The 25,431-nt window shown below is 63.7% G+C and carries 24 protein-coding genes; 2 read left to right on the forward strand and 22 right to left on the reverse strand.

The genetic code is table 11. The features are described from left to right. Positions 1-86: 86 nt before the first annotated feature. The 21 genes from KW825_RS06975 to KW825_RS07075 all read right to left on the reverse strand — a co-directional run bounded on the left by KW825_RS06975 (position 87) and on the right by KW825_RS07075 (position 20,391). Entirely contained in the window at positions 87-674 is a 588-nt protein-coding gene (locus KW825_RS06975) for a nucleoside triphosphate pyrophosphatase (protein ID WP_218328745.1), read from the reverse strand. Positions 675-729: 55 nt separating this feature from the next. Then, complete coding sequence (mreD, locus tag KW825_RS06980; protein ID WP_033131672.1) at positions 730-1,215, reverse strand: rod shape-determining protein MreD; 486 nt, start codon at positions 1,213-1,215, stop codon at positions 730-732. Continuing rightward, a complete protein-coding gene (mreC, locus tag KW825_RS06985; RefSeq protein ID WP_218328746.1) occupies positions 1,215-2,135 on the reverse strand; it encodes a rod shape-determining protein MreC in 921 nt (306 codons plus the stop codon). The genes mreD and mreC overlap by 1 nt, the downstream gene beginning before the upstream one ends. Positions 2,136-2,177: 42 nt before the next feature. Continuing rightward, positions 2,178-3,218, reverse strand: coding sequence for a rod shape-determining protein (locus KW825_RS06990; RefSeq protein WP_042651882.1), 1,041 nt, complete (start codon positions 3,216-3,218; stop codon positions 2,178-2,180). A 216-nt stretch (positions 3,219-3,434) separates the two neighbouring features. After that, entirely contained in the window at positions 3,435-6,848 is a 3,414-nt protein-coding gene (locus tag KW825_RS06995; protein ID WP_218328747.1) for a DUF6701 domain-containing protein, read from the reverse strand. A 56-nt stretch (positions 6,849-6,904) separates the two neighbouring features. Then, entirely contained in the window at positions 6,905-7,315 is a 411-nt protein-coding gene (locus KW825_RS07000; protein WP_218292655.1) for an MSHA biogenesis protein MshP, read from the reverse strand. Positions 7,316-7,358: 43 nt separating this feature from the next. Continuing rightward, positions 7,359-8,135, reverse strand: coding sequence for a PilW family protein (locus KW825_RS07005; protein ID WP_218328748.1), 777 nt, complete (start codon positions 8,133-8,135; stop codon positions 7,359-7,361). Continuing rightward, positions 8,135-8,704, reverse strand: a complete 570-nt coding sequence (locus KW825_RS07010) for a type II secretion system protein (protein ID WP_218328749.1) — start codon at positions 8,702-8,704, stop codon at positions 8,135-8,137. Before KW825_RS07010 ends, KW825_RS07005 begins: the two co-directional genes overlap by 1 nt. After that, positions 8,691-9,161, reverse strand: coding sequence for a Tfp pilus assembly protein FimT/FimU (locus KW825_RS07015; RefSeq protein WP_218292619.1), 471 nt, complete (start codon positions 9,159-9,161; stop codon positions 8,691-8,693). Before KW825_RS07015 ends, KW825_RS07010 begins: the two co-directional genes overlap by 14 nt. A 52-nt stretch (positions 9,162-9,213) precedes the next feature. Next, the gene (locus tag KW825_RS20665) at positions 9,214-9,648 is read right to left on the reverse strand and encodes a prepilin-type N-terminal cleavage/methylation domain-containing protein (RefSeq protein ID WP_218292620.1); all 435 of its coding nucleotides are present in this window, start codon (positions 9,646-9,648) and stop codon (positions 9,214-9,216) included. Positions 9,649-9,667: 19 nt separating this feature from the next. Next, complete coding sequence (locus KW825_RS07025; protein ID WP_218292621.1) at positions 9,668-10,318, reverse strand: type II secretion system protein; 651 nt, start codon at positions 10,316-10,318, stop codon at positions 9,668-9,670. Between the two features lie 88 nt (positions 10,319-10,406). Beyond that, positions 10,407-10,868, reverse strand: coding sequence for a hypothetical protein (locus KW825_RS07030; protein WP_218292622.1), 462 nt, complete (start codon positions 10,866-10,868; stop codon positions 10,407-10,409). 132 nt (positions 10,869-11,000) lie between these two features. Further along, entirely contained in the window at positions 11,001-12,221 is a 1,221-nt protein-coding gene (locus KW825_RS07035; RefSeq protein ID WP_218328750.1) for a type II secretion system F family protein, read from the reverse strand. A gap of 3 nt (positions 12,222-12,224) precedes the next feature. Then, entirely contained in the window at positions 12,225-13,937 is a 1,713-nt protein-coding gene (gene mshE, locus KW825_RS07040) for an MSHA fimbrial ATPase MshE (RefSeq protein ID WP_042651874.1), read from the reverse strand. 92 nt (positions 13,938-14,029) lie between these two features. Beyond that, positions 14,030-15,124 (reverse strand): tetratricopeptide repeat protein, encoded by a 1,095-nt coding sequence (locus KW825_RS07045; RefSeq protein WP_218292625.1) that lies wholly within the window; start codon positions 15,122-15,124, stop codon positions 14,030-14,032. Next, positions 15,121-16,011, reverse strand: coding sequence for an ExeA family protein (locus KW825_RS07050; RefSeq protein ID WP_218328752.1), 891 nt, complete (start codon positions 16,009-16,011; stop codon positions 15,121-15,123). The genes KW825_RS07045 and KW825_RS07050 overlap by 4 nt, the downstream gene beginning before the upstream one ends. Before the next feature lie 82 nt (positions 16,012-16,093). Beyond that, a complete protein-coding gene (mshL, locus tag KW825_RS07055; RefSeq protein WP_218328754.1) occupies positions 16,094-17,782 on the reverse strand; it encodes a pilus (MSHA type) biogenesis protein MshL in 1,689 nt (562 codons plus the stop codon). 70 nt (positions 17,783-17,852) lie between these two features. Then, on the reverse strand, positions 17,853-18,197 hold the full coding sequence (locus KW825_RS07060) for an MSHA biogenesis protein MshK (RefSeq protein ID WP_269471666.1): 345 nt from the start codon (positions 18,195-18,197) through the stop codon (positions 17,853-17,855). Next, positions 18,190-18,837: a type 4a pilus biogenesis protein PilO gene (locus KW825_RS07065; RefSeq protein ID WP_218328755.1), complete on the reverse strand. Its 648-nt coding sequence runs from the start codon at positions 18,835-18,837 to the stop codon at positions 18,190-18,192. Before KW825_RS07065 ends, KW825_RS07060 begins: the two co-directional genes overlap by 8 nt. Further along, positions 18,837-19,430, reverse strand: a complete 594-nt coding sequence (locus KW825_RS07070) for a PilN domain-containing protein (RefSeq protein ID WP_218328757.1) — start codon at positions 19,428-19,430, stop codon at positions 18,837-18,839. Before KW825_RS07070 ends, KW825_RS07065 begins: the two co-directional genes overlap by 1 nt. A 97-nt stretch (positions 19,431-19,527) precedes the next feature. Further along, complete coding sequence (locus KW825_RS07075) at positions 19,528-20,391, reverse strand: MSHA biogenesis protein MshI (RefSeq protein ID WP_218328758.1); 864 nt, start codon at positions 20,389-20,391, stop codon at positions 19,528-19,530. Positions 20,392-20,460: 69 nt separating this feature from the next. On the opposite strand from KW825_RS07075, the gene KW825_RS07080 reads away from it, so the two are divergent. Next, positions 20,461-21,408 carry a 1-aminocyclopropane-1-carboxylate deaminase/D-cysteine desulfhydrase gene (locus tag KW825_RS07080; RefSeq protein ID WP_218328760.1) on the forward strand — a complete coding sequence of 316 codons (948 nt, stop codon included), beginning with the start codon at positions 20,461-20,463 and terminating at the stop codon, positions 21,406-21,408. 22 nt (positions 21,409-21,430) lie between these two features. Here the strand turns inward: KW825_RS07080 and KW825_RS07085 are convergent, their stop codons facing one another. Then, the gene (locus KW825_RS07085) at positions 21,431-23,359 is read right to left on the reverse strand and encodes an EAL domain-containing protein (protein WP_042651867.1); all 1,929 of its coding nucleotides are present in this window, start codon (positions 23,357-23,359) and stop codon (positions 21,431-21,433) included. Positions 23,360-23,842: 483 nt separating this feature from the next. On the opposite strand from KW825_RS07085, the gene KW825_RS07090 reads away from it, so the two are divergent. Further along, complete coding sequence (locus KW825_RS07090) at positions 23,843-25,387, forward strand: EAL domain-containing protein (protein WP_218292656.1); 1,545 nt, start codon at positions 23,843-23,845, stop codon at positions 25,385-25,387. The last annotated feature ends 44 nt before the right edge of the window (positions 25,388-25,431 follow it).

Consider the following 25,431-nt stretch of genomic DNA (forward strand, 5'->3'; position numbering starts at 1 on the left):
GCCTTTCTAGTTTTGAATTCTGACTGCCAGTCCGGCAGGGCACGCGCAACGCAGGTGGTAACGCAGCAGGAGACCGCTGGGGCGGGTTATCGGCTCTGTTCGAGCTGCTGGCGGATCAGCAGATCCGTTTCCAGCAGGGGCAGGCCGACCACGGCGCTGTAGCTCCCCTCGAGCCGGCTGACAAACTTGCCGGCGAGGCCCTGAATGGCATAGGCGCCGGCCTTGTCGCAGGGCTCACCGGTGCGCCAGTAGGCCTCGATCTCGGCCTCGTCCAGCTTGCGAAACGCCACGTTGGTGGTAACCAGCCGCACGTCGCAGCGATCCGGGGTGGCCAACGCCACCGCCGTCATCACCTGATGTACCTTGCCGGAGAGCGCCTCCAGCATGTCTTTGGCGTCGAGCAGATCGGAGGGCTTCTCCAGCACCCGATCCCCCAACACCACTATGGTGTCGGCGCCCAGCACCGGCAGCGCGGTCGGGGCGGCAGCCACCCCGGCCATCGCCTTGTCACGGGCGAGCCGGCAGACATAATCCTGGGGCTTCTCGCCCGTTTCCCGTTGCTCGGGAACATCCAGCCTGAGCACCTCGAAGCGGTAGCCCAGGCGGGTCAATAATTCGTGCCGGCGGGGGGAGCCCGAGGCGAGATAGAGTTGCAGTTCGTTGTGCTTGTTCATATTCACTCAATGAGATGAGACGCAGTTACAATCCGTTGTTTTTGCTCATGTTCACTTACTTAATATTGAAGTGACGGCGCACCTTGCGCAAGACCATAAAGATCCAGGGCCATATTAGCATCGTCGTCAGGGTCGACCAAAAATAGGCGAAATTGAGGCTGGCACGGCTGAACAGGTGCTCGGCCCAGAATACGGTGATCTTGCCCACCAGCGAGAGCAGGCCGATGATCAGTGCCTGCTGCCAGAGGGAGAAGTTGCGGATCTTCTGGAACTGGAAGGCCGCCAGATAGGTGGTGATGGCCATGGCCATGGCCCGCACCCCGAGCGTGCTGCCGAGCAGCACGTCCAGCAGCAGGCCCGCCACCCAGGCGGTGCCGACGTTGGCCCGGTGCGGCAACGCCAGCGCCCAGTAGATGAGCACCATGGCGAGCCAGTCCGGCCGGAAGGGTTCGAATTGAAAGGGGAGCGGCAGGATCGACAGGCACAGAGCCAGCAGGATCGAGACCCAGATCCAGATCCTGCCACTGGCGGGTTGCAGCATCAGCGCGTCGCCCCCGCCGCCGAGGTGGCCGTCGCCGCAGACGCCGCCGGAGCTGGGGCCGGTGCCGGCGCCAGGGCATCATTGTCGTGCACTTCCGGCTTCTTGTCGGTCCACAGCAGCAGCAGGTAGCGCAATCGGTCCAGCTCCACCAGCGGCTTGGCTTCGACCTGGGCGAAGGGTTTGCCCTCCACATAGTCGGAGCGGGTCACGGTCGCCACCGGGTAGCCTTCCGGGAAACGACCGCCGAGACCCGAGGTCACCAGCAGATCGCCGACCTGCACATCGGTGTTGCGCGGCAGGTTGCGCAGCTCGAGCTTGTCGAGTTCACCACTGCCGGAGGCGATGGCGCGCAGATCGTTGCGCAGCACCCGTACCGGGATGCCGTGGCTGGAGTCGGTGACCAGCAGGACCCGGCTGGTGGTGGAACCCACGTGCAGCACCTGACCTATCACCCCCTGATCGTTGATCACCGGCTGGCCGTTATAGACGCCGTCCAGCGCCCCCTTGTTGATCAGCACCTGATGGCTGAAGGGGTCGGAATCCACCGACAGCAGCTCGGCCACCATCTTGCGGGACTCCTTGTGCACCGGCGAACCGAGCAGCTCACGCAGCCGCTGGTTCTCGTGCTCCAGCTGATCCAGCTTGAGCAGGCGCGAGCGCAGGGTGAACAGCTGTTGTTCCTGCTGCTTGGTCTGTTCGATGAGGCTGGAGCGGGTCTGCACCTGGGTCGACATGGTATCGAGCAGGGTGCCGGGTGCGTTGGCGATGTATTGCAGCGGGCTGACCAGCGAGCTCAGATAAACGCGGACATGGGTAAACACACCGAAGCGGGAGTCCGCGACGATGGCAGCAACAGAGATGATGACGGCGAGAAACAACCGTAACTGAAGCGAAGGGCCTCTACCAAAAATGGGTTTCATGAGTCGTCAAAAAAGAGCCGGCACGCTGGCCGGCTTTGGGTCTTATTCGTAGTGGAACAGATCGCCACCGTGCATATCGATCAGCTCCAGCGCCTTGCCGCCACCGCGGGCGACACAGGTGAGCGGATCTTCGGCCACGACGACCGGGATGCCGGTCTCTTCCATCAGCAGGCGGTCGATGTCCTTGAGCAGGGCACCACCACCGGTCAGCACCATGCCGCGCTCGGAGATGTCGGACGCCAGCTCGGGCGGGGACTGTTCCAGGGCGACCATGACGGCGGCGACGATACCGGACAGCGGCTCTTGCAGCGCTTCCAGGATCTCGTTGGAGTTCAGGGTGAAGCTGCGCGGCACCCCTTCGGCCAGGTTGCGACCACGCACCTCGATCTCGCGTACCTCTTCGCCCGGATAGGCGGAGCCGATCGAGTGCTTGATGCGCTCGGCGGTGGCTTCCCCGATCAGGCTGCCATAGTTGCGACGCACGTAGCTGATGATGGCTTCGTCAAACTTGTCGCCACCGATGCGCACGGACTGGGAGTAGACCACGCCGTTCAGGGAGATGATGGCCACCTCGGTGGTACCACCACCGATGTCCACCACCATGGAGCCGGTCGCTTCAGAGACCGGCAGGCCGGCACCGATGGCGGCAGCCATGGGTTCATCGATCAGGTAGACCTCACGGGCACCGGCGCCCAGCGCGGATTCCTTGATGGCACGGCGCTCGACCTGGGTGGAGCCGCACGGCACGCACACCAGCACACGGGGGCTGGGGCGGAAATAGTTGTTGTCGTGAACCTGCTTGATGAAGTGCTGCAGCATCTTCTCGGTCACGTAGAAGTCGGCGATGACGCCGTCTTTCATCGGACGGATGGCGGAGATGTTGCCTGGGGTACGACCCAGCATCTGCTTGGCGGCATGACCGACGGCAGCGACCGATTTGGCGTTCCCGCGCTCTTGGCGAATGGCGACAACTGAGGGTTCGTTAAGGACGATCCCTTGATCTTTTACGTAGATCAGGGTGTTGGCAGTTCCCAAGTCGATCGACAGATCGTTGGAAAAGACGCCTCTGAGCTTTTTGAACATGGCTACGGGAAATCCTAAGAATTTGGAGGTGCATAAAACCGGCTAACTTTACCAATGCCCACCTCAATGGGCAAGCGCTCAAACTGTCGCCAATCAATCAAGCGCGACAAAAATGCGAGTCATCACTCACCCGCTCAGGCAGACAAACTCTACGAAACAAGGAGATAAGTCTCAAGCTCAAGCCAAACGGTCCCGATCCTCATCGACAGATCAATTTCAGGGCATCACCTCACGCCGATAAATAATTCTGTCATTGCCGCGACCGATGCCAAAAATCGCCATGCCATCCAGACTCTGGGGGTCCGAAAGCCAGAACGGCCGCCTTCCTGGTTGCAGCGCCGACTCGGGTTGCTTGCTCAGATCGATCCGGAAGGGGATGCGCACCGTCTGGTCCGGGGCCGCCAGCTGCAAGGCGATGATCCCATCCTGCACCGTCGCCGTCATGGCGCCGGGCGCGACCGGACCAAGCCCGAGCCGGATCTTGGTGTTCTCGTCCAGAGTCAGCTCGCCGCTCCCTGCATCGAAGCTCTGACTGCTATCGGTAAACTCGAACCCTCCATCCAGCAGGGAGAGCCGGGTACATTGGTCCGCCCACTGCCGGTGCCAGCTGCCTGCCTCGTGATATTGCAGTTGCAGCGGCACCGTCAGCGGCGCCGACGCCACCCCCTGCGCCGTGCCGGCCAGCACCCGCCCGAAATAGGCCTCCATGGGGCTGGCATCGATCTGCTTGGCGTTGCAACCCGAGCCGCTGCATGTCCCAACCTGTTGGGCATTGAAATCGGGATCCGCGATCAGCGTCTGCCCGCCATCGTTGTCCTGCATATAGAGACCAAACAGCAGCTCGCGGTAGGGGCCGTCAGGCTGGCTATCGGAGAGGCGGGCAAACTCGGTCGGCCCGCTGAAATCAGCCGCCCCCGCCACCCATGGCAGCGGTCCCAGGCTGCGCAGCCGGGCAGAGAGTGCTATCCCATCTCTGTTGTTGGCCGTGCTCAAGTAGGCATCGCCCTTGGCGAAGCTCTCTCTATAGTTCTGAGTGACCCGTCCGAGCTGGTTGCGGGCCTGGATATTCAACTCCGCCAGGAAGGGCTGCCCCATATAGCTGAAGGCGCCACAGGCCGGCGCTATGTCGCCGCTGACCAGGTTGAAGTCCAGCGGGATAAAGCGCCCCAGCGGCGCGCTGAGCGCGGGGGTTATGGTATAGCCGAAGTAGCCGCCAGCTGGCGGGGTCGCCAGCATCCGGAACACCCCGACCTCGTTGACCGACTGCCCGACCACGTTGAGGTTGCTGGCGGTCGTGATGGCATGGTCGTAGCTAGCCGTACCGACGACCGCCTCCACCCCGGGTTGGGGGGCCACCAGCTGGCTAGCGAGCGCTATCCCGGTCAGCGCAAAGTTGGGGGTCGCCAGATTGCCGCGGCAGAGATCGGTGTCGTTATCGGACTGCCAGGCCACGGCCCCAAGGTTGAGCGGGAAGGCTTCCCCGGTCTTCTTGAATACCGGGCAGCTGATATCCCCTGCCACGCAGACCCCTTGCGGGGCCGTGATGCAGAGCCCGACCGGGCGACTGACAAACTGATCGCCCCCCGTCATCACCAGACCGGCGCTGTCGCCGCTGCCCTGGTGGCGGGCATTGAGCTGCATCTGACCCGCATCCGGATAATTGACCGTCAGGGTCGCCTCCCCCTGGGCGTCGAAGCTCAGGTTGCTGGCGGTGGCCGCCCCCTGGGTCGTCGCGATGGCGTTGCCATTGACCGTCACCTTGCTGCCAAAGCCGTTGCCGTTCGGACTGACATAATCGCTCCAGAAGCTGACCGGCTTGCTGACGCCGGCAAAGCCGGGCACGCACTTCTGGCTCGCGCTGTCTTTCCTCACCGCCTTCAGCTGCACCTGTTGCGGCCTGTTGGCGTAAGTGTCCAGCACATCGAACAGGAAACCGCTGTCGGCAAAGCTGAGGGTACAGGCGGCGGCGCTGAGTGCACCGCCCCCGGCCCGGCACAGGGTGGCAGTGCTCGCGACCGGATTCGATGCACTAACCCCCAGGGTCACAGCGCCCGCAGTGGTATGGCGAAGTTGTTTGACGGCACTTCCTCCCGTCAGGCTGAGCTGGTTGCCACCTTCCCAGCCCGTCGCCGGAGCCAGGGTAAGAGAGACCGTGGTTGTAATCAGACTGCTGCAGGCGGCATTGGCACAGGCGCGAATGGTGATGGGCTCAGGGTTGCAGGTCAACGCCTGGCCGCTGTGATCCAGCTCGAAATGGTCAACCTGACTACCGCCGCCACCGCCTTGCTGGCACAGACCACCCAGATCAGCATTGTCGACCGCGTCCTGAGAAAAATCGACCTCGCCGTTGCCACCCATATCGATGCTCCCACCCGCCGCCAGCGCCCCATCAATGCTGGCATTGCCAGACATATTGACGTCTCCCATGACATAGACGATGCCGTTGATCTGGTTCTGACCCTTAATCGAGAGATCGCCCTTTACATAAATGAAGAGGTTCTCTGGTGGGTTGGTTAGGTTGAGCTTGGCGTTGTTCAGATCGAGGTTGTTGAAGTACAGCCGCGCCGTCACCCCACTGGCGACGATCTCGGCGTCATTGCCGATGGAACCGTTGTTGAAATCATGATCCCCTGGCGCGAAGCTGTTCCCGGCGTGACCGCTGCAGGTAGTCACTCCCTTGTGGCTGCTGCATGACAGATCCGTCAAGGGCGGTTCAAGCATACCCGCGGGTGGCTCCATGATGGCACCTTCCGTCGGTGGGTCAGTGAAGATATCACTGCAGTTGGGCAACGGGGGCGGCACCACTGCGTCCCCCTTGTTGATAACGCTATTGTCTTTCACCACCAGGGTACGCGCCGTGATCCGACCGGTCAGGGTCGCCTGGTTGCCCATAATCACAGTGCCACCGGCATAGAGATAGCCGACAAACCTGGCGCTATCACTGATATTGAAGTCGTTATAACTGACCCAGACCAGGTTCTGCTTGCCACCGGCATTGATCAATGGATTGTTACGCAACGTCGGTGTGTTCTTGACGAAGATCCGGGTCAGCGCCTGATCCTTACTCTGTAACTTGACGATGGTGCTATCCAGGGAAAGTGTCTCGAAGAAATGATCGCCCGGCCCCAGGATCAGGGTGCCACCATTGCTCATATTCAAGCTGGCTATCTGATAGCCCGGCTGGGCGGTCAACACCAGTTGGCAGCCGCTGCTACCTACGTTGCGGTAAGCCTTCTGATCCAGCACCGCACTGCCATTGTTGTTGCAGTTTAGATCTGTGGTGGAGCCATTCGTGGGGAAAGCGTTACCCCCCGTCAGGCTGAGGCCGCCAATATCCTGTCCCGTGATGGCGCAAACCTTGTAGCCCCCCAGGCCATCGTCACAGTTCCTGGTGTTGTTCTGGTTGGCAGTAATGGAGCAGAAGGACAGTTTGTTCCCGCCAGTGCCGTTGATCCTGGGATTGTTGACCTCACTCAGCTGGGGGATGAGTGTCCCGGCACAGGCGCTGGCTTGCTCCCCATGGTGCCCTTGTACCACGGCCGGAAAATAGCGGCCGGTATCAATGACGCCAAACGCATCCGCACCCGAACTGACCAGGCTCAACAGCGACCAAGCGACCAGGCACAACATGAACCCGCATCGACGAGGAAAAGCGCAGAGCCAGCCCCAGGAGCTTAGGTTGTCTGTCATGGTGCATCTCCATCGAAGGCTTCCGCCACCAAGGTCCGACTGACGGCAAAATCGGGGTTGGGGCTATTCAGATCCGTGTTACCACAGCGCCCTTCGCTGCGAAACCGGTAGCTGGTCTGGGTCATCCCGTTCGTACTCGCGGTGATGGGCTGACAGGTCACGCTGACCTGACAATCCACCAACCCGGGGATAGAGAAGGAGGTCCTGGTCAGAGCATCACACCGCTGGGCGGTCCAGTGATCGTTGGGGTAGAGCCGATAGAGGGCTATTTCCAACCCGCTCTGGGCCGCCATCAGGGCCCGCACACCCCGCACCTCCACCGTGTTCTTCTCGCCGCTATCCACCAGAAAACGGCCCATGGCCGCCGCCAGCAGGGCCATGATGACGATGACAAAAAGCGCGATCATGATGGCGCTGCCCCGTTGGGCCGTCATGGCGGGGGGGCAGGCGCTAGGGGACATTGAATGGCTCCAGCCGATGGTTGAAGGTGACGCTCTCGCCGCGCTGCTCGAGTATCAGCCTCAGCCCGACCTCGCTCGGGCTGAAGGCCGCCGGATCCCGGTAGAAGTAAGAGGAGATCGGGCGGATATGCTCGGCCATCGGGGCGGGAGTGCTAGTGCCAATATTCACGCCTATGGCGGCACTGCTCCGGTTCAACACTGAATCAGTCACGCAGTAGCGCACCTGCTGGTTGGCGAAATAGATGCGCCAGCTCGGAGAATCCTTGGTGAAGACATTGTCGACCACCAGCGGCAGCGCCCCCGAGACGGGGCTACCCACTGAGGTCACCCTGGCGACGCAGTTGCCATAGAGACAACCCTGGTCCAAGGTGAGATCCGGGCTGGCAAGGGGGTAGACGATGGCCAGCTCACCCACCTCGGGGAGGCGAACCGGGGTGATGATAGTCAGCCCGCCGCTCCCATTGGGGCTCAGATAGCGGCTGGCGGTGGCAATGGGCCAGAAGCGCAGGCAGTTGCCCTGCTCCACCACATTTCCAAGGCTGTCCTCCACCCGTACCGAGCCCGGCACCGCATCGCGCAGATCGCGATTGAGCCGCTCCAGCGCGAAGCGGGCATCGCTCATCAACTGCTCGCGGCTACTCGCATCGCCATAGATCTGGGTGCCGATGCCGATAAACTGGCTGGAGAAGGTGGCCATGATGCCGAGCAGCAGGATCACCATCACCAGCTCGACCAGCGTAAAACCCCGAGCCAGACGACGAGCCATCAGTAGTTACCCCGGTAGACAGCAAAATCGACTTCACTGCTATCCGGCAGCCGCACCTGCAGATCGATGCGCTTGCCAACGGACTCTGCGCTCTTGCCCGGGCTCCCAAACAGGGAGTCAGGCGTGACGCTGATCCTGACCTGATAGTTGCGATACTCCTCGTTGTTGACGCCAACCGACGTCTGGGTAAAGCGATTGGCGTCCACCCAGTTGCCTGCGGTATCGAAGTCATCAACATCGTTAAAGGCATAAGAGGCGGGCTCACCATCAGGGCCGTAGTCGGTGCTGGCAGTGCAGGTGGGATAGGTCACAGGAGGCGTACCGGCCGTCTCGCCGCAGCGATAGCGACCGCCGTTATGGTCCGAATGTTCGTCGAAGGATTTTTGCAGCACCTCGTTCAAGATGCGTTGAGCCAGTTGGGCGGCGCGCACCTGCTGCACCGGATCCACAGCCTGGGGTGCCTGATTGACAAGCAAGCCCAGGATCCCGGTCAGCGCTATGGTCAGCAGCACTATGCCGACGACAAGCTCGACCAGGGTAAAACCGCGGGAGGCGTTAAGGGAGGGCATAGATATAGCCTTCGGACTCGATACGTAACCGGGTACGTTCGGCGCCCTCAGTGACAGCCAGATCGCAACCAGCGGCGCAAGAGCCCAGGGGGCGGCCACTGTGTTTATCGAAGGAGAACCTCGCCGGGGGGGACAGGACAACGTCGCCAGAGGTGCTCACCACCCGACCACGGCTCTGCTCGTCCGCACTCCAGCTCGAGATGGGTTTGGCACTGCAGCTACCCGTCTGCGTCAGGTGACCGAAGCGGTTAGCCTCCAGCACCAGCTGGGTGCAGCGATCCCCCCCCTCGTTCATATTCATGGTCTGCACCAGTCGCAGCCGGGCCACCAGCTCATCGCGCAGGGTATGGGTTTCAAAGCCGCCTTTGCCCAGCCACTTGGGCACGGCAAAGGCGGCCAGAATCCCGAGTAACAGGATCACGATTACTAGTTCAACCAGGGTGAACCCCTTTCGCATTCTGTTGATTCCAAATAGAAAAGGCGAGGCATACGCCTCGCCTAACACAGCATTACGAGCAGTTGGCGCCGCTCAGTTGCACAGAGAAGGTCTCACCTTCATCCGCCGGTGCGTTGTAAATCACCTCACAGCTATTGGCTTGATCCGAGGTAAATACACCGCTGTTATCCACGGCCCAGCCGCCATCCAGAGTGACTACCTGGCCAATCCCAGCCTGATCCGCTGTCGGATAACCCCAGGTTGTAGTGGCTGAGCTGGTGCCTACGGCAACAGAAGAGGAGTCCAGCTTCTCTGTGCCATCGATAGCCGAACGGCTATAGACCAGTTGAGCCCCACTCTGCACGGCGGCGGCAACGCCCTGTGCAGCAGCCTTATTGGCATCATCCTGCAGATTCAGGAACTTGGGCGCGGCGGTGACCGCCAGAATGCCCAGGATGATGATCACGATCACCAGTTCGATCAGGGTAAAACCCGCCTGCTTTTTCATTACATTATTCCTCTGTTTATCAATTGATATTGGTGGTGACCTGGCCGGAGGCCGGGCGGTAACTGAAACTCATATAGGCATCCGTGCTCCCTTGCGGGTCCTGATACCGTCCATCACTTCCCTTGCTCAGGCTGTTGACCAGATAGTAACGGCAGACCGAATCCAGTCCATTGTTGCTCACCGTGGCATAGAACTTCAGGTCATTGCCGCTACCGCTTACCTCGTCAAAGTTGGCAGTAGCCTTGGGAGGATTTTGCAACAACCCCTCCCAAATATTGAGACAGCGCGTGGCCGTCAGATTGGCCGGATCCACATCGGGAGAGCCGCTCGCCGAAGTATCCATGGGATAACCGGGGGAGAGCTCGCCATTGTTGACCTGGCTCTCGGTCGGCGTGGTGAGATAGAAGCGCGAGCCGTCATACAGCACTGTGTTGAGGCTGTCCTGCTTGGCACGCCCCTCCGCCTCCCACTGGGCCCGCACCAGAGAGACCGCGGTGGCAAAGCCGCCCGATACCCCTTCCACACTGGCCTTCTTCGCCTCGTCGGTCACGTCGAGAAAACGGGGCAAGGCGGTGACCGCCAGTATCCCCAGAATCACGATGACGATCACCAGCTCGATCAGGGAAAAACCGCCCATAGTGCGGCCGGGTGTCACTCTCTTTGCTGCCATGCTGCCTCCGTAGTAACCCGCATTATTTCATGCAGATAGAAAAAAATCATGTAACCCAGAGTCCAGACTGGATCCGTTCAATCGCCATTCAGGATCTGAACACCACCCGGCCATCAGAGAAGCGATAAATCAGCCAGTTAGCCTCCCAGCCAAATTCACAGCCTCCGCCATCCCGGCTGGCCAGCACCTGCAGTGACGGCAGCTCCTGCGCCTGCGGGCCGATCAGTTGCTGCCACAGCTGGCGGCAGTTGTCGGAGGGCGACCGCAACGGCAGCACGGCCAGCGGCCAGCCCCGTTCATCGAACTGCCAGGCCACTCCTTGCCCATGCAGCACCTCGGGCCTGCGCTGATCGAGCCAGAGCCCGTGCAAGCGCTGCGCGCGCTCGGCAAACTGGCCCCCGAGTAGCTCCAGGCTGACCGCCAGTGCCTGCTCCCGCTGGCTGCGATAGCCCAGGGCCAGACTGGCGACTATGACCAGCAGCAAGATAACGGCCAGCAAACGCCTGTATCCCCCCAGCCAGCGATCATCCTGCTCGGACTGTCTGCTCACCCATTGCCCTCCCGGCGCCTAGTTGTCCCGTACGGCACACATCATGTTCCCCGTCAGGAACCTGAAGATGCCTCATCACTTGCCGCGCACGGCACACACCATGCCCCCCATCAGGAGGGTGAAGATGCCGTCTTATTTTCCTCTGACCGCGCGCATCATGTCCCACATGGGTGTGAAGATGCCCAGCGCCAGGATCAGCACCATGACCGCCACTATGCCGATCAGGATGGGCTCGATGCGGGCGGTGAGGCTCTTGAGGTCATAGTCCACCTCCCGCTCGTAGTATTCGGCCGCCTCATGCAGCAGCTCATCCACCTGGCCGGTCTCCTCTCCCACAGCGATCATCTGCATCACCAGCGGGGTAAACAGGCCGCTGCCACCGGCGGTGCGCAGCAGGCTCTCGCCGCGCTCTATGCCCGCTCGCATGTCGCGGATCTGGCCGGCCATATAAGCGTTGTCCACCGCATCGGCCACCAGGGTCAGCGCCTGGTTGAGGGGCACCCCGGCCTTGAGCATCATTGAGAAGCTGCGGGCGAAGCGCGCCAGCAGGGAACGTTCTATGATGGTGCCGACGATGGGCAGCCTGAGCTGCCATCTGTGCCATGCCAGCTTGCCCCCGGGGGTCGCGACCCAGCGCCGCCAACCGACGACGGCGCCCACCAGGATGGCGAGCAGCAGCCACCAGTAGTGGACGAAGAAGTGGGAGGTGGCGAGCAGGATCCGGGTCGCCAGCGGCAACTCGACCCCGAACTTGGCAAACATGCCGGCGAACACCGGGATCACCATGATGTTGAGGATCACCATGGCGATGCCGATGGCAATCATCACGAAGCTGGGATAGCGCATGGCGGTCTTGATCCGCTTGCGGGTCTCCAGCTCCAGATCGAAATAGTTGGCGAGCTGCAGGAAGGCTTCCTCCAGCTGACCGGTGTTCTCGCCGACATGGATGATGGCGACGAACAGGTTGCTGAACACCCTGGGATGGGACTGCATGGCGCTGGACAGGGGACGACCGTTGCCGAGATCCTCCCCCAGCGCATGCAGCGCCCGCTTGAGCGGCTTGCTGTGGGCGCTCTCCTCCAGCCCGGCGATGGCGCGCAGTATGGGGATGCCCGCCCGGGTCAGGGCATACATCTGGCGGCTGAACACCACCAGCTCGTCCAGCTTGACGCCCCCTTCCAGCAGCAGCGACCAGTCGATGCTGGCCGCTTTCGCCTTGCCCGGTTTGAGCTCGGTCGGCAACACGCCGCGCCGCATCAGCTGCTCGGCGGCCGCCATCTCGCTGGCGGCATCCACCACCCCGCTGACGGCATTGCCCTGACTGTCGCGGCCCTTGTAGTTGAAGCTGCCCATGGCTTAGCCCAGATCCTCGGCCAGCCTGAGCACCTCGTCCACCGAGGTGATGCCCTGGCGGGCGTAGTCCAGCGCGGTCAGGGCCAGGGGTCTGTAGTGTTCATGATCGCGCGCCGCCCGGGCGAAACCTTCCGCATCATTGCGGCGCAGGGCATCCATCATGGGCTGATCCAGCTCCAGCAGCTCGTAGACCCCGATCCGGCCGCTATAGCCGGTGAAGTTGCAGCTCTGGCAGCCGCGCCCCTTGTGGTAGGCATGCTGACCCGGCACCTCGCCGGAGAGCACGCCGAGCCAGGTGGCCTGGCCCTCGTCCGGCGCCTGCTCCTCGACGCAGTGCTCGCATACCCGCCGCACCAGGCGCTGGGCCACCACGGCCCGCAGCGCGCTCGCCACCAGGTAGCCGGGGGCGCCCATGTCGATCAGGCGCAGGGCGCTGGTCACCGCATCGTTGGTGTGCAGGGTGGTCAGCACCAGGTGGCCGGTGATGGCGCCACGCAGGCCTATCTCCACCGTCTCGTTGTCCCGCATCTCCCCCACCAGCAGGATGTCCGGATCCTGGCGCAGGGTGGAGCGCAGCACCTGGGAGAAGGTGAGGCCGATCTTGGGATTGACCTGCACCTGGTTGACCCGCGGCAGCCGGTACTCCACCGGATCTTCCACCGTGATGATCTTGTGGCTGGCCTGGTTGAGCTCGGAGAGCGCGCCGTAGAGGGTGGTGGTCTTGCCGCTACCGGTCGGTCCGGTCACCAGGATCATGCCGTGGGGGCGTTTGAGCTGGCGGCGAAAACGCGCCAGGATCGCCGGCGGCATGCCGGTCTCGGCCAGCGACAAGATGCCGGAGGATTGATCCAGCAGTCGCATCACCACGGATTCCCCATACTGCACCGGCATGGTCGACATCCGCACGTCCACGTCGCGACCGCGCACCTTCATGGCGAAGCGGCCATCCTGAGGCAACCGCTTCTCGGAGATGTCGAGCCCGGCCACCAGCTTGAGGCGCAGCACCAGCGCCTGGGCGATGCGCACCTCGCTGAGGATGTTCTCGTGCAGCACGCCGTCGATGCGCTGGCGGATGCGCAGCACCTTCTCGTCCGGCTCGATGTGGATATCCGAGGCCCCCACCTGCACCGCGTCCTCGAACAGGGAGCGCAGCAGCTTGGCCACCGTCGCCTCCCCCTCGTCGGCCCCGGTATTGAGGTTGCTGCTGCCGAGCTCGAACCCGGTCTCCTGATGCTCCTCGTGCAGTTGCACGGCGAAGCTCTCGATCTCGCGGGTGCGGCGATAGAGCCTGTCGAAATACTCAAGCAGTTGGCCTTCCCGTGCCACCGCCAGCACCAGCTCGCGCGGGCTGAGCAGGGCGGCGATGGCATCCAGGGCGCTCAGATCGGCGGGATCCGACATGGCCACCGTCACCTTGTCGTCGCTGAGGTTGACCGCCAGCGCACGATAGCGACGGGCCTGCACCTCCGGCAACAACGCCACGGCCGCGGCGTCTATGGTGAGGTTGTTGAGATCGAAGAAGGGCACGTCCAGCTGACGGGCGAGGAACTGCAGCAGCTGCACCTCGCTGATGAAGCCGAGATCGATCAGGGTGGTCCCCAGCTTGCGGCCGGTCTGACGCTGCTGCTGCAGGGCGAGCTGCAGCTGATCATCGGAGATGATCTGCTCCTGCACCAGCAGATCGCCGAGCCGCATTTTCAGTCTGGGTTGTGCCATTGCTACTCCAAATTCCTAATTCTGATTACGCCGATTACCGTGATGACACCGCGTCCGATTACGCGACCCGAATCGAACCTACGAACCGGTACCTATGGGGCCAACTGGGCGATGCGTTGTTCCAGCCAGCGGGCCGATGCCTCGCCGAGGTTGCCGTGCAGCTGGGCGTTGCGATAGGCATCCAGAGCGCGCTGGCCGTGACCCTGGCCATCCTCGGCCACGCCGAGCCCGAGCCACCAGCGGCCCTGGTCCGGCTGCTGGCGCAGCAGCTTGACGTAGAGGTCTGCCGCCTCGGCATTCTGACCCAGCTCCTGGGCCAGCCCGGCCCAGGTGGCGTAATAATCCAGGTTGTTGGCGATCTCCGGCTGGAGGCCACTCAACCAGCCGAGGGCCTTGGGCCTGTCCCCCGCGCCTATGGCCACCCGCGCCAGCAGCAGCCGGAAATCGGCCTGCTGAGGCGCCAGACTGAGCCCCTCTTCCAGCACCTGCCCGGCCTCGGTCAGCCGACCCTCGCCATAGAGCAGGGCCGCCAGTTGCTCGCGCGCCCCCTGATTGTGGGGATCATGGGCCAGCACCTGGTAGTAATTGTCCTGCGCCTCCCGCAGCTGGCCCTTGGCCATGGCGGTGGTGGCCTTGCGCTCGGCCAGGGCCGCCAGCTCGGGCGCGGAGAGCTCCACCGTCTCGATCTTCAATATCCCGGGCTTGCGCGGCGGCGGGGCCATGACTGCCTCCTGCTCCGCCGCCAGCTCGGCCTGCAGATCCGGCTGCAGCTCCTCGTCGCTCGGGATAAGGTAATCGCCCTCCTGATCCGGTAGTTCCTGCGGCGCCGGGGCCTCGGCGATTGGCGCAGAGGTCGACTGCACCGGCTCGTCCGGCATCCCCTGCGGGACCGGCAAGGCCACAGCGACCGCCGCCGGCTCCTGCGTCATCGATGCCACAGACGCGGCCTGGACTATGGCATCAGGCGCGAGCGGTGCATCGAGCTGGGTGACCGGGGGATCGACCCGTTGGCTCTGCTGCCAGTAGATCCAGGAACGCCAGCCCAGGATGCCGAGGGCCAGCCCGCACAGCAGGGTCAGCACCAGCATCCACCAGCCTTGCTGGCGCACCGGTGCCACATAGATGGCGGTGCCCTCGCCCTGCTGGCGCTGCTCCAGATCCTTGAGCATCTGATTGATCACGCTCATGGCCAGACTCCGTAGGCCAGGGCAGCGCCCAGCAGCAACAGCAGCGGCCACCAGCGCACTAAGGAGCCGCGGCTGGCGTCCTCGGTATCGCGGATGGCGAGGCGCACCAGACGGGGGCCGATCCGGCGCATCCCACGGCCGTAGGCCAGCATCAGGCACTTCTGGGCCAGCACGTTGATGAGCCGCGGCACCCCGCGGGACGCCCGCCACAGCAGGCGCAGGGCACGGCCCTCAAACAGCGGTGCACCGCGATAGCCGGAGACCTGCAGCCGATGATCCACATAGGCGCGGGTCTCATCGATGCGCAGGGCGCGCAGGCAGTAGGAGAAGCCGATGCGCTGGCGCAGCTGGCGCAGGTGGGGCCTGGCCAGCCGCGCATCCAGCTCGGGTTGACCGAACAGCACTATCTGCAGCAGCTTGCTCGACTCCGTCTCCAGGTTGCCGAACAGCCGGATCGCCTCGAGCGTCTCATCCGGCAGGGCCTGCGCCTCGTCGATCAGCACCACCACCCGCTGACCCTGCTGATGCAGGGCGATCAGGTGGCGATGGATGCGATCGGTCAGATCCAGCTCGCCCTGATCCCGCATCGACAGGCCCAGCTCCAGCGCCAGGGCGGCACGCAGCTCGCCCGGCGTGAGATGGGGATTGGGCAGCCAGGCCAGGCGCACCGGGCGCGCCTCCGAGCCGAGTTCCCCCAGCAGCTTGCGGCAGAGCAGGGTCTTGCCGGTGCCCACCTCGCCGGTCACCTTGATGAAGCCCTCCCCCTGCGCCAGCGCCCAGTTCAGCACCTGCAGCGCCTCCTCATGGGGCGGCAGGCCGTAGTAGAAGCCGGTATTCGGGGTCAGGCCGAACGGCGCCTCCCGCAGGCCGAAGTGGCTCAAATACATGGGCTCTCCCCCGGCGCGTCAGCGGGCAGGTGAGCGGCGGCCGAGAGCCGACGAGCGGGTACGAGCGGGGCGCGAGTCATGCTTAGTCCTCGGGCGGATACCATTTGTCGAGCAGCTCGGAGGAGCGTTGCAGCTCCTTCTGCCAGGTATCCTTCTCCACCACGGTCGGCTTGAGCAGGATCACCAGCTCGACCTTCTTGGTGCTCTCGCTGCGGTTGGTGAAGGCCTCACCGACCCAGGGGATGTCACCCAGCAGCGGCACCTTGCTGACGATCTCCTGCTTGTCGGTCTTCATGAGGCCGCCGATGACGATGATGTCGCCATTGTTGGCCTGCACCACGGTATCCGACTCGCGGATGGAGCTCTTGGCGAGCGGCAGCACCAGGGGATCCGCCGTGCCGACGTTGATGGTCTTGCTCTGCTCCTCGGTGTCGATGACGGAGGGGTGAATGTGCAGCAGCACCCGGCCTGCCTCATCGATTTGTGGCGTCACGTCCAGCGCTATGCCGGAGAAGAAGGGGGTCAGCTCCACGTTGGGGGTGACGATGGGCGCCGAGTTGCCCGAGGTGGTGGTGGTGGTCGAGGCATTGGTGACGAAATACTCGTCCGTGCCCACCTTGATCACCGCCTTCTGGTTGTTGGTCGCGGTGACTCTCGGGCTGGAGAGGGTGTTCACGTCGCCCTGGGTCTTGAGCAGGTCAACGGCCACCACGAAGTTACCATCCGTGATCTTGAAGCCGGCACCGCCCCCTATGGTATTGAAGATGGGATTGCTGGCACCGACCTGGCTACCGCCCAGGCTGCCACCGCCGATGATCCCCTTGTTGCCGTCCCAGGTGGCGGAGAGGCCATTCCAGTCCACCCCCTGCTCATAGCCTTCGTTGAGGGCGACCTCCAGGATCCGCGCCTCCAGCACCACCTGGCGCTTGAGGTGTTCGCCGGACTGCTCCAGGAAGTCGCGCACCGCCTTGAGCTCGCCGGGATAGGCGCGCACTGTGACCAGGCCCGCCTGCGGGCTGGTGATGACGGCCCGTCCCTCACCCGTGCCGATCAGCGTCTGCAAGGCCTCGCGCAGATCGGTCCAGTAGTCGTTGTTGCTGTCCGTCTCGATGCGGGTGCCATTGCTGTTGTCGCTGTTGCCGTTGGAGGAGGAGCCGTTGTTGCTGCCGTTGTTATTGTTGTTGCTGCTGCTGTTATTGTTGCCGCTGTCGAAGTTGTTGTTATTGCCGTTATCGTTGCTGTCATTGGCGGTGACGCCGCCGGTGCTGACCGAGGTGCGGGAGAGGCCGCGACGGGACATCATCAGGTAGTTGACCGGTATGGTCTCGGTACGCAGGCCGGCCGGGTAGACATGGAAGACGTTGCCCTTGCGCTGCACGTCGAAGCCATACATGTCGCCCACCACCGCCAGCGCTTCCTGCAGGGTCACATCCTTCAACTCCACCGAGACGGAACCCGCCACCCCGGGGTGCACCGCCACGCTGTAGCGGGAGCCCTTGAACAGGGAGCCGAAGAACTCGACCGCATCGACATCATGGGCCGCGATGCGCAGCCGCTTCTCCGGCACCGCCACCGGCTGCGGGATCCGATCCAGCTGCAGCAGTTCGCTTTGCACCGAGGGGGGCAGGGTGGTCAGGGGCGAAGTCTGGTTCTGCTCGGTCATGGCCTGCTTGAGGGCATCCTTGGCCTGCACCGGATCCGGATGCTTGTAGGTAGTACAACCCGCCACCGCCAACGCGAGGGGAAGCAGGCATAAATGGTGTTTTTTCATGTAGTTAGTGCACCTGACTCGCAATTAAACTCGACAAAACCGGCCCGTGACCTTCTGCACGGCACCGACTTCACATCCTGATCTTGCTGCCGAACAGGGTCAGCGCCTGGCGTTTGCCCGCCTTCTCCAGCACCACGGCATCGGCGCTGATGGAGAGCAGCCGATAGCCCTCGATCAGTTGACCGACCCGATAACTCTGACCATTGAGCACCGCCAGCGCCGGCCCATTGCCCAAGATGATGCTCTGCAATCGGGGCAGGCCGGCCCCCTTGTCCGGGGCGGCGCCCGTGCTCATGCCGGCCAGCGGCGCCGTGGGATCCTGCAGCACCTCGGCCCGGGCCTGCGGGCTCAGCAGGCAGGCCCACAGCGCCAGCCAGATAAATCCGGCCCCGTATGTTGTCAGCCACTTAGCCACGGATAAACTCCTTGCTGGTGCTGAGGGTGTAAATTTCCATCGCCACCGCCGCCTTGGGATGGGCGATCACCCGGTAGTCGAAGCCCTGCCAGTAGAAGTGGCGAGGCAGTGACTCCAGCGCTTTCAGGTACTGGTAGACATCGAAGTAGCCGCCCTCCAGCTCGAGCCGGATGCCGTGCTTGAACAGATTGACCGACTGCTCCCCCGCCATCAAGGGCTCAGGCTTGAGGGAGCTGAGCGCCAGCATGTGCAGGTTGGCGGAGCGGGACAGCAGCGCCTCCAGCACGGCCGGCATCTCGTGGGCCGGGATCAGATCCACCGTCTGGGCCTTGAGCTCGGCGTCCAGCCTGCCGAGGCTGGTTTCCACCTGGCCAAGCTGTTCCCGCACCTGCGCGTCGGGATCCCGCGCCAGGCGGGCCTGCTTGCCCTGATTCTCAAGATCCAGGATCTCCAGATCCCGCTGCGCCGCCGTCAATGCCAGTCGATCCTGGCTCAGGCGGGTATCGGCGGCATCCAGCCAGCCGTAGATGCCTGCGGCGCCGAGCAGGATCAGCCCGGTCAGCAGTATCATGGCCCTTTCCCGCAGGCTGAGGGCGGCGACCTGCTGCGCCCAGGCCTGCCATTGTGCTTTCATGTCCATCAGGGCTTCTCCTGCGCTATGCCGCTGAGCTGGAAGGCCAGCCGGCCCTCCTTGTCGCGGCTCAGGGTCAGCTCGCCAAACTGCTTGCCCGCCAGGGAGGGCGTCTGCTTGAAACGATTGACCCAGGCGGGGACATCCTGGCTGCGCTCGGCAAACCCGGAGAGATTGATGTGGCCGCCGCTGATCTCGATCCGCTGCAGGGAGAGGCGGGGGTCGCGCAGGCGGGCCAGATCCGCCATCACGCCGGCGTAGCCCTGGGATTTTTGCAGGGAGAGGCTGCCCAGCTGGCGCATCAACCCCTGCATGGCGCTCAGCTCCTCTTGCCTGGCGATGAGCTGCTGTTGCAGCAGGCCGTCGGCCTGATGACGGGCCAGCTCGGCATCGAGCCGCTTGGCCTCGCCGCGCCGCACATCGAGCGCCGCCCGCACCTGAGCCAGCTCACGGCTGACGCCCTGTTGCTGCCAGGCGTAACCGAGGCCGACGATCAGCATCAGCACCAGGCCGATCCCCCAGACCAGCGCCATCTGATTGAGGCTGGCCCACTGGCGCCGGGGACGAAATTCGAGGCCGTAGAGGTTGATATGACGCTTCATCGTTCAGCCCCCAGTGCGGCGCCGTAGGCACAGAGGTATTCAATACCGGCCAGCCATGCGCTCTCGTTGGCCATGGGGAGGAAATTGGTAGCAGGGGTCATGACTCAGCCCCCAGCGCAGCGCCATAGGCACTGAGATACTCAACGCCAGCCAGTATCGCCTTGTTGGCCATGGCCGACACCGGGAAGCCGAATGCCTGCTCCAGGTGACGCACCAGGGTGCCGATGAAGGGGGAGCCGATGGCGAGCTGCATCTGGCCCGGCTCCGGCAGCTTGAGCTGGCCCGCCAGGTAGTCGAGGGAGCGCTGGATCTCCAGGGTCAGCCCATCGAGCAGATCGCGATCGGGCTCCTGGGCGCCGGTCAGGGCACCGAAGCCACGCAACTGGCGCGAGAAGCAGAGCCCGCCCTGATGGAACACCAGCAGTTGCAGATCCTGTCCCCTGGGCTGCCACAGCAGCAGGCGCACCGTCTGATCCGCCTCGTAGAGGGCCGTCATGGCCAGCTCGTCGCTGACGATGGCCTCCAGGCTCGCCACCCCGTTGACCGCCTCCACCAGCTGCTGCACCCGGCTCTTGGGCACGCAGATCACGTTGATGCGCGGCCGGCCGGCCGGCGGCGTGGGCAGGTCCACATAGTCCATGGCGAGCTGCAGCACGGGTTCGTTGACGAAATCCTTGATGGCCCAGGGCAGGGCCCCGGCCATCTCGGCGTCGGGCACGGCGGGCTTGTCGATCTGGATCTGTTGATAAAGGCTGGCGGCGAGGGCGACCCGCACCTTAGACTTGGCCAGGCCGTGCTGGTTGAACAGCTCGCCCATGGCCTGCGGCCACTCGTGGGGGCCATTGATGGCACGGCTGGTAAAGACGGGAGGCTGTCCCACGCACGCCAGCAGGATGCGGTCGCTGGCCAGCAGGAGTCCGACCTGGTGAGCGGGTGGCGAACGTCGAAACAGTGACTTCATTGAGACCTGTACCTGACTGCATGAAACGGGTTAAACCTTAACATAAACAGGCTATTAGCCTCCATATTTATGAAAAATGACACCATATCGGCCAACGCTTTGCCCCGGGAGGGCGATCAAGGGGTCGCCGGCCGGCTCCCCTCGCCACTGCACCAGCTCCAGCATCCCCTGCTGGACGCCCAGGGGGTGCGACTCTGGTGCAAGCGGGACGACCTGATCCACCCGCTCCTCTCCGGCAACAAGTGGCGCAAGCTCAAGTACCAGCTGCAACAGGCCGACGCGCTGGGCAAGACCCGGCTGGTCTCGTTCGGGGGGGCCTACTCCAACCACATCCACGCCCTGGCGGCGGCGGGCCATCTGACGGGGCTGCGCACCACCGGCATCATACGCGGTGAACCCGAGGCCGTCAGCAACGCAACTCTGAGCGCGGCCAGGGGCTGGGGCATGGAGCTCGTGTTTGTGGACCGGCAGAGCTACAGACGGCGCCAGGATCCCGACTGGCTGGCCCAGTTCATGGCCCCGGACAGCCTGCTCGTGCCCGAGGGCGGCAGCGGCCCGCTGGCCATTCCCGGGGTCGCCGAGCTGCTGGCCGAGGTGCCCTTCTCGCCGGATCTCTGGGTGCTGCCCTGTGCCAGCGGCGGCACCCTGGCCGGTCTGGTCGCGGGCAAGCGGGCGCAAGAGCAGATCCTCGCCATCGCCGTCCTGAAGGGCGGGGGCTTCATCCATGACGAGGTCTGCCGTCTCCATCCCGCGGCGGCCGGCACCGCCGGCTGGCGGATCGCGCTGGATCACCACGACGGCGGCTATGCCAAGTTCAGCCCGGCCCTGTGGCAGTGGGTACAGGCGTTCAGCGCGCAGACCGGTCTGCCCCTCGAGCCCATCTACAGCGGCAAGGCGATGTGGGGCCTGTTCCGGGAGCTGGCCGCCGGTCACATCCCCCGTGGCAGCGAGATCGTCTTCATCCATACCGGTGGCCTGCAAGGGCTGGCGGGCCTGAGAGAGCAGGGCCGCCTCTGAGGGCGGCCCTGCCACAGCGGGATCAGGCCTCGGCCGTGTCCATCACCAGCCAGGTTGGCTCGGCAAACCAGGGCCCCTGACCGGCGTGCACCCCGAGGTGGCGCAGCATCTTCCACTCGTCACCGCTCTCCACCCCCACGGCGATCACCCGGGTCTGGGTGTTGGCGCAGCCGCCGACCAGGCTGCGCACCGCCATCTGATTGACCTGACGGCTGTGGATCTCTCGCACCAGGCTGGGATGGAGCTTGAGGAAGTTGATCTCGAACTCCTTGATGTATTGGGTACTCACCACATCCTGCCCGGCGTGATCGATGGCCAGCTGGCAACCCAGCATGCGCAGCGCCCGCAGCGGCCGCTTGAGGGCCTCGTAGTGACGGGTCACCTGGGCCTCCGACAGCTGCAGCACCAGATTCTCATTGATACTGCGCGGCAGCTGGAACAGATCGAAGAAGAGGGTGCGCTGGAACTCCCGATTGAGCAGGCTCTGGGCGCAGAGCGACAGGCTGATGGGGCAACTCGGTTCCTGGCGCTGGCGCAGCAGGCGCAGGGTCTGGGCCACCACCAGCTTGTCCAGCGGCAGCAGCAGCCCGGCCTTCTCCGCCATCGGCATGAAGACCCCGGCCTGCAGCTCCCGATCCTGCTCGTCGCGGATCCGGATCGACAGCTCCTGCTGCAACACCACCTGATCCCGCTCCTGCTGCACCGGCTGCAGATAGAAATAGATGCCCTGCTCCTCGATGCGGCGGTTGATGAGGGTGCGCCAGCGCACCGTGCCCTTGCTGCTCGGCTCCTCATCCAGCAGCTTCTCGTAGAGGAACCAGCCGGTGTGGCCCTGCAGCCGCGCACTCTTGAGCGCCAGCTCGGCCTCCTCCTGCACCTTGAGCAGCGAGTCCCGCCCCTGATAGCAGACGGCACCGAGGTAGACGGCGGTCTCGGCATTGACCGACTCGGGCCAGTGCAGCCGTTGCAGGCTCTTGAGCAGCTGGCTGGCGCCGTCCACCATCTCGCTCTCGGACATGTTGGGCAGCAGCACGGCAAACACCTGGCCGGCGTAGCGGGCCTGCAGGGCGCCGTTGTGCTTGCGCACGAAGGTGCCGATAGAAGCGCTCGCCTCCATCAGCAGCTCCTGGCTCTGGCGCCCGGTCAGCTCGGGATCCAGCTCTTCCAGGCCGGCCAGCTCGATCAGCAGCACACCGCCGCTGATCACGCTCGCCTCCATGATGGCGCTCTCCAGCCGGTTATCGAAGAACAGACGGTTGCCGATGCCGGTCGCCTTGTCGACGAAGGCGTTGCTGCGGATGAAGTTGTCGAACCGGCTGCGCTCCTTGCGGGCGTCGGCCAGCTCCGCCAGCAGGTGATCGATCGCCTGGCTGGCGGAGGCGGGCCACTCGTCGGCCGGATCATGGGCCAGCTTGGTGAGCTTGCCATCCAGGATCAGCTGGGCCCGCTCGGCCAGCAACTCGGCGCCGCGCAGCTGCAGCCGCAGCCAGCGGATGGAGTACCAGAGCCCGAACACCACGATGAAGACCCCGAAGGAGATGCCGGACATGGCCTGCATGGAGTACTCGAACTCCTTGAACGGCCGGTCCAGCTTGAAATCGGCCTGCATGCCGAGCTGATGGGGAATGGTTTGGCTATAGGGGATCAGCAGGCTCTCGTCGGTCTGCTGCTGCACATCGCGAAACCAGTAGACCCGCTGCTTGTCCTGGCGGATCTCCAGCTCGACCACGTGGGCAGAGCGCAGCAGCGACGGCAGCCAGCGGGCAAGATCCTGCGGATCGTCGGCCGCGCCCAGCTGCTTGTCGATGATTTCCACCAGGGAGTCGACCCGGTTCTGCTGCAGCTCCATGCCCATCTGACGAAAACTGAACACCCCGCCGAGCAACACCATGGTCATGGCCGCGATCACGCACAGAGTAATAAACGAGACGAGCTGAGTAGTCAGTTTCATGTGCCTTTCCGTAGCCGACAGCATCCATATGGCCTCATGGTATCAGCCTTGGTCAAAACCCGCCTACGGATGAAGATCCCGCTTTTGTAATTAAGCGACGCGCGCGCAGGCCTCTCCCGGGTGGGCGCCAGGGGCTGGTGATGGGCAAACAGGCGGGAAAGGCTGACTCGCGGACAGAAAAATGGTCCCACAGTGGGGACCAAAAGAAACACTCAATATCAAAACTAACACTCTGTGCTACTGACAAAAATAGATACAGGAGTATTGAACACACGGTGAGTCAAACCGCAGGGCTACTCTAAACCAGTTCAGATAAGCTGGACAATTGTTAGATATGACAGGTCGGCGATTGATTTTTCACCACTCAGGTTGCGAAAACAATATTAATCATCTAGTTAGCCAAGGGATGCATCGCAGTTTCTGCTGCTGTCAAATCGATGCAGCTAATCCACTATGCTGACACGCGCCGATCACATACTCTGGATGCTCCACCCACCTTCGTCGAGCAGGTACCCCTTGAAACGGATTTCTCCCTTCTGGATCAGCCCCTTGCTGCTCGTCCTCCCGATCCTGCTCTGCCTGTCACTGAGTCGTTTGACGGGAGACATGCTGGCCCACTACCTGCTGCAGCAGAAGCGCGCCGAGATAGAGACCACCATGGCGGAGCGCCAGCAGGCGCTGGAAGAGGGGATCGACGATCAGCTGGTGCAATTTGCCTTCGACTGCGGCGAGCAGGACATGGCCCTGCTGCGGGATCCCAAGCACTACAACCGACATATCCGCCTGCAGGGGCTGCGGCTGGCCTCGGGGAAGGGGTGCTCCAGCCTGGGGCCGGACCTGCCGCTCATCGATGCGGACTCCCTCTCCGAGACCGCCGACAGCACCTTCGGGCTGACCGCCACGGCGCCCGAGTATGATACCGAGCAGGAGCTGGTGGTGTTCTTCAAGCGCCAGGGTAACCTCGCCTACTGGGTACTGAGCAACAGCTGGAGCCACACCATACTGCAGCAACCCTGTGCCGGCTGCTTCTACCTCGAGTTCACCCCGCTGGTGCCCGGCATCTCCCGCCACAAGCTGTTCCCCCGCGGCGATCAGGCCATCAGGGACGAGCCCGACAGCCAGAGCCTGAGCTTTACTCCCACCTCCAGCAAGATGCAGCAGACCCTGTGGGCCGGTCAGGCGTTGCGGGACTATGCCCTGGCCCTGGCCTTCAAGGGCGGCCTCTGGGCAGGCACCGCGCTGGGGGGGCTGCTGCTCGTCTGCTACTGGTTGCTGCGCAACTACCGGCGCTCCCTCAAGGGGTTGCTGCACACCGGGCTGGCACGCCAGGAGTTCGTCCCCTTCTACCAGCCCATCGTCGACAGCCGCACCCGGCGGGTGGTCGGCTTCGAGGCGCTGCTGCGCTGGCGCAGGGGGGGCGAGTTCACCTCCCCCGGCGCCTTCATCGCCTATGCGGAGGAGCAGGGGCTGATCCTGCCGATGACGGAGCAGCTGCTGGACAGGGTGATCGCCGATCTGCCGCAACTGGCGCCTGAGCAGTGGGTCAGCGTCAATCTGGTCGCCGCCCACATCGAGCACTCGCTCCTGCGCGATCAGCTGCAGCGCTACGACTGGCCCTCCCCGACCCGGCTCACCTTCGAGCTCACCGAGCGTGAGCCCATAGTGGACATAGCGGCGGCCACCCACGAGATCACCCTGCTGCAGGAGAAGGGCTATCACTTCAAGCTGGACGATTTCGGTACCGGCTATGGCGGCTTCGCCTACCTGCAGCAGCTCGGCATCCGCCAGATCAAGATCGACAAGATGTTCGTCGACTCCATCGGCACCGACGACCCCAAGCGCAACCTGCTGGACGCCATCATCGCCTTCGGCCTGAAGTCCGACATGGAGATGATCGCCGAAGGGGTCGAGACCCAGGAGCAGGTCGACTACCTCGGCCAGCATGGCGTTTACCTCATTCAGGGGTACCTGTTCGCCCGCCCCATGCCACTGCACGAGTTGCTGGAGTGGCAGCAGGGTCACCGCTAGCCATACCCTACTGACCTTTTCCCGCAGGTGCGGCATGGCGCCTG

This window comes from Aeromonas sp. sif2433 (genome assembly GCF_019218705.1).
Taxonomy (GTDB): domain Bacteria; phylum Pseudomonadota; class Gammaproteobacteria; order Enterobacterales; family Aeromonadaceae; genus Aeromonas; species Aeromonas encheleia.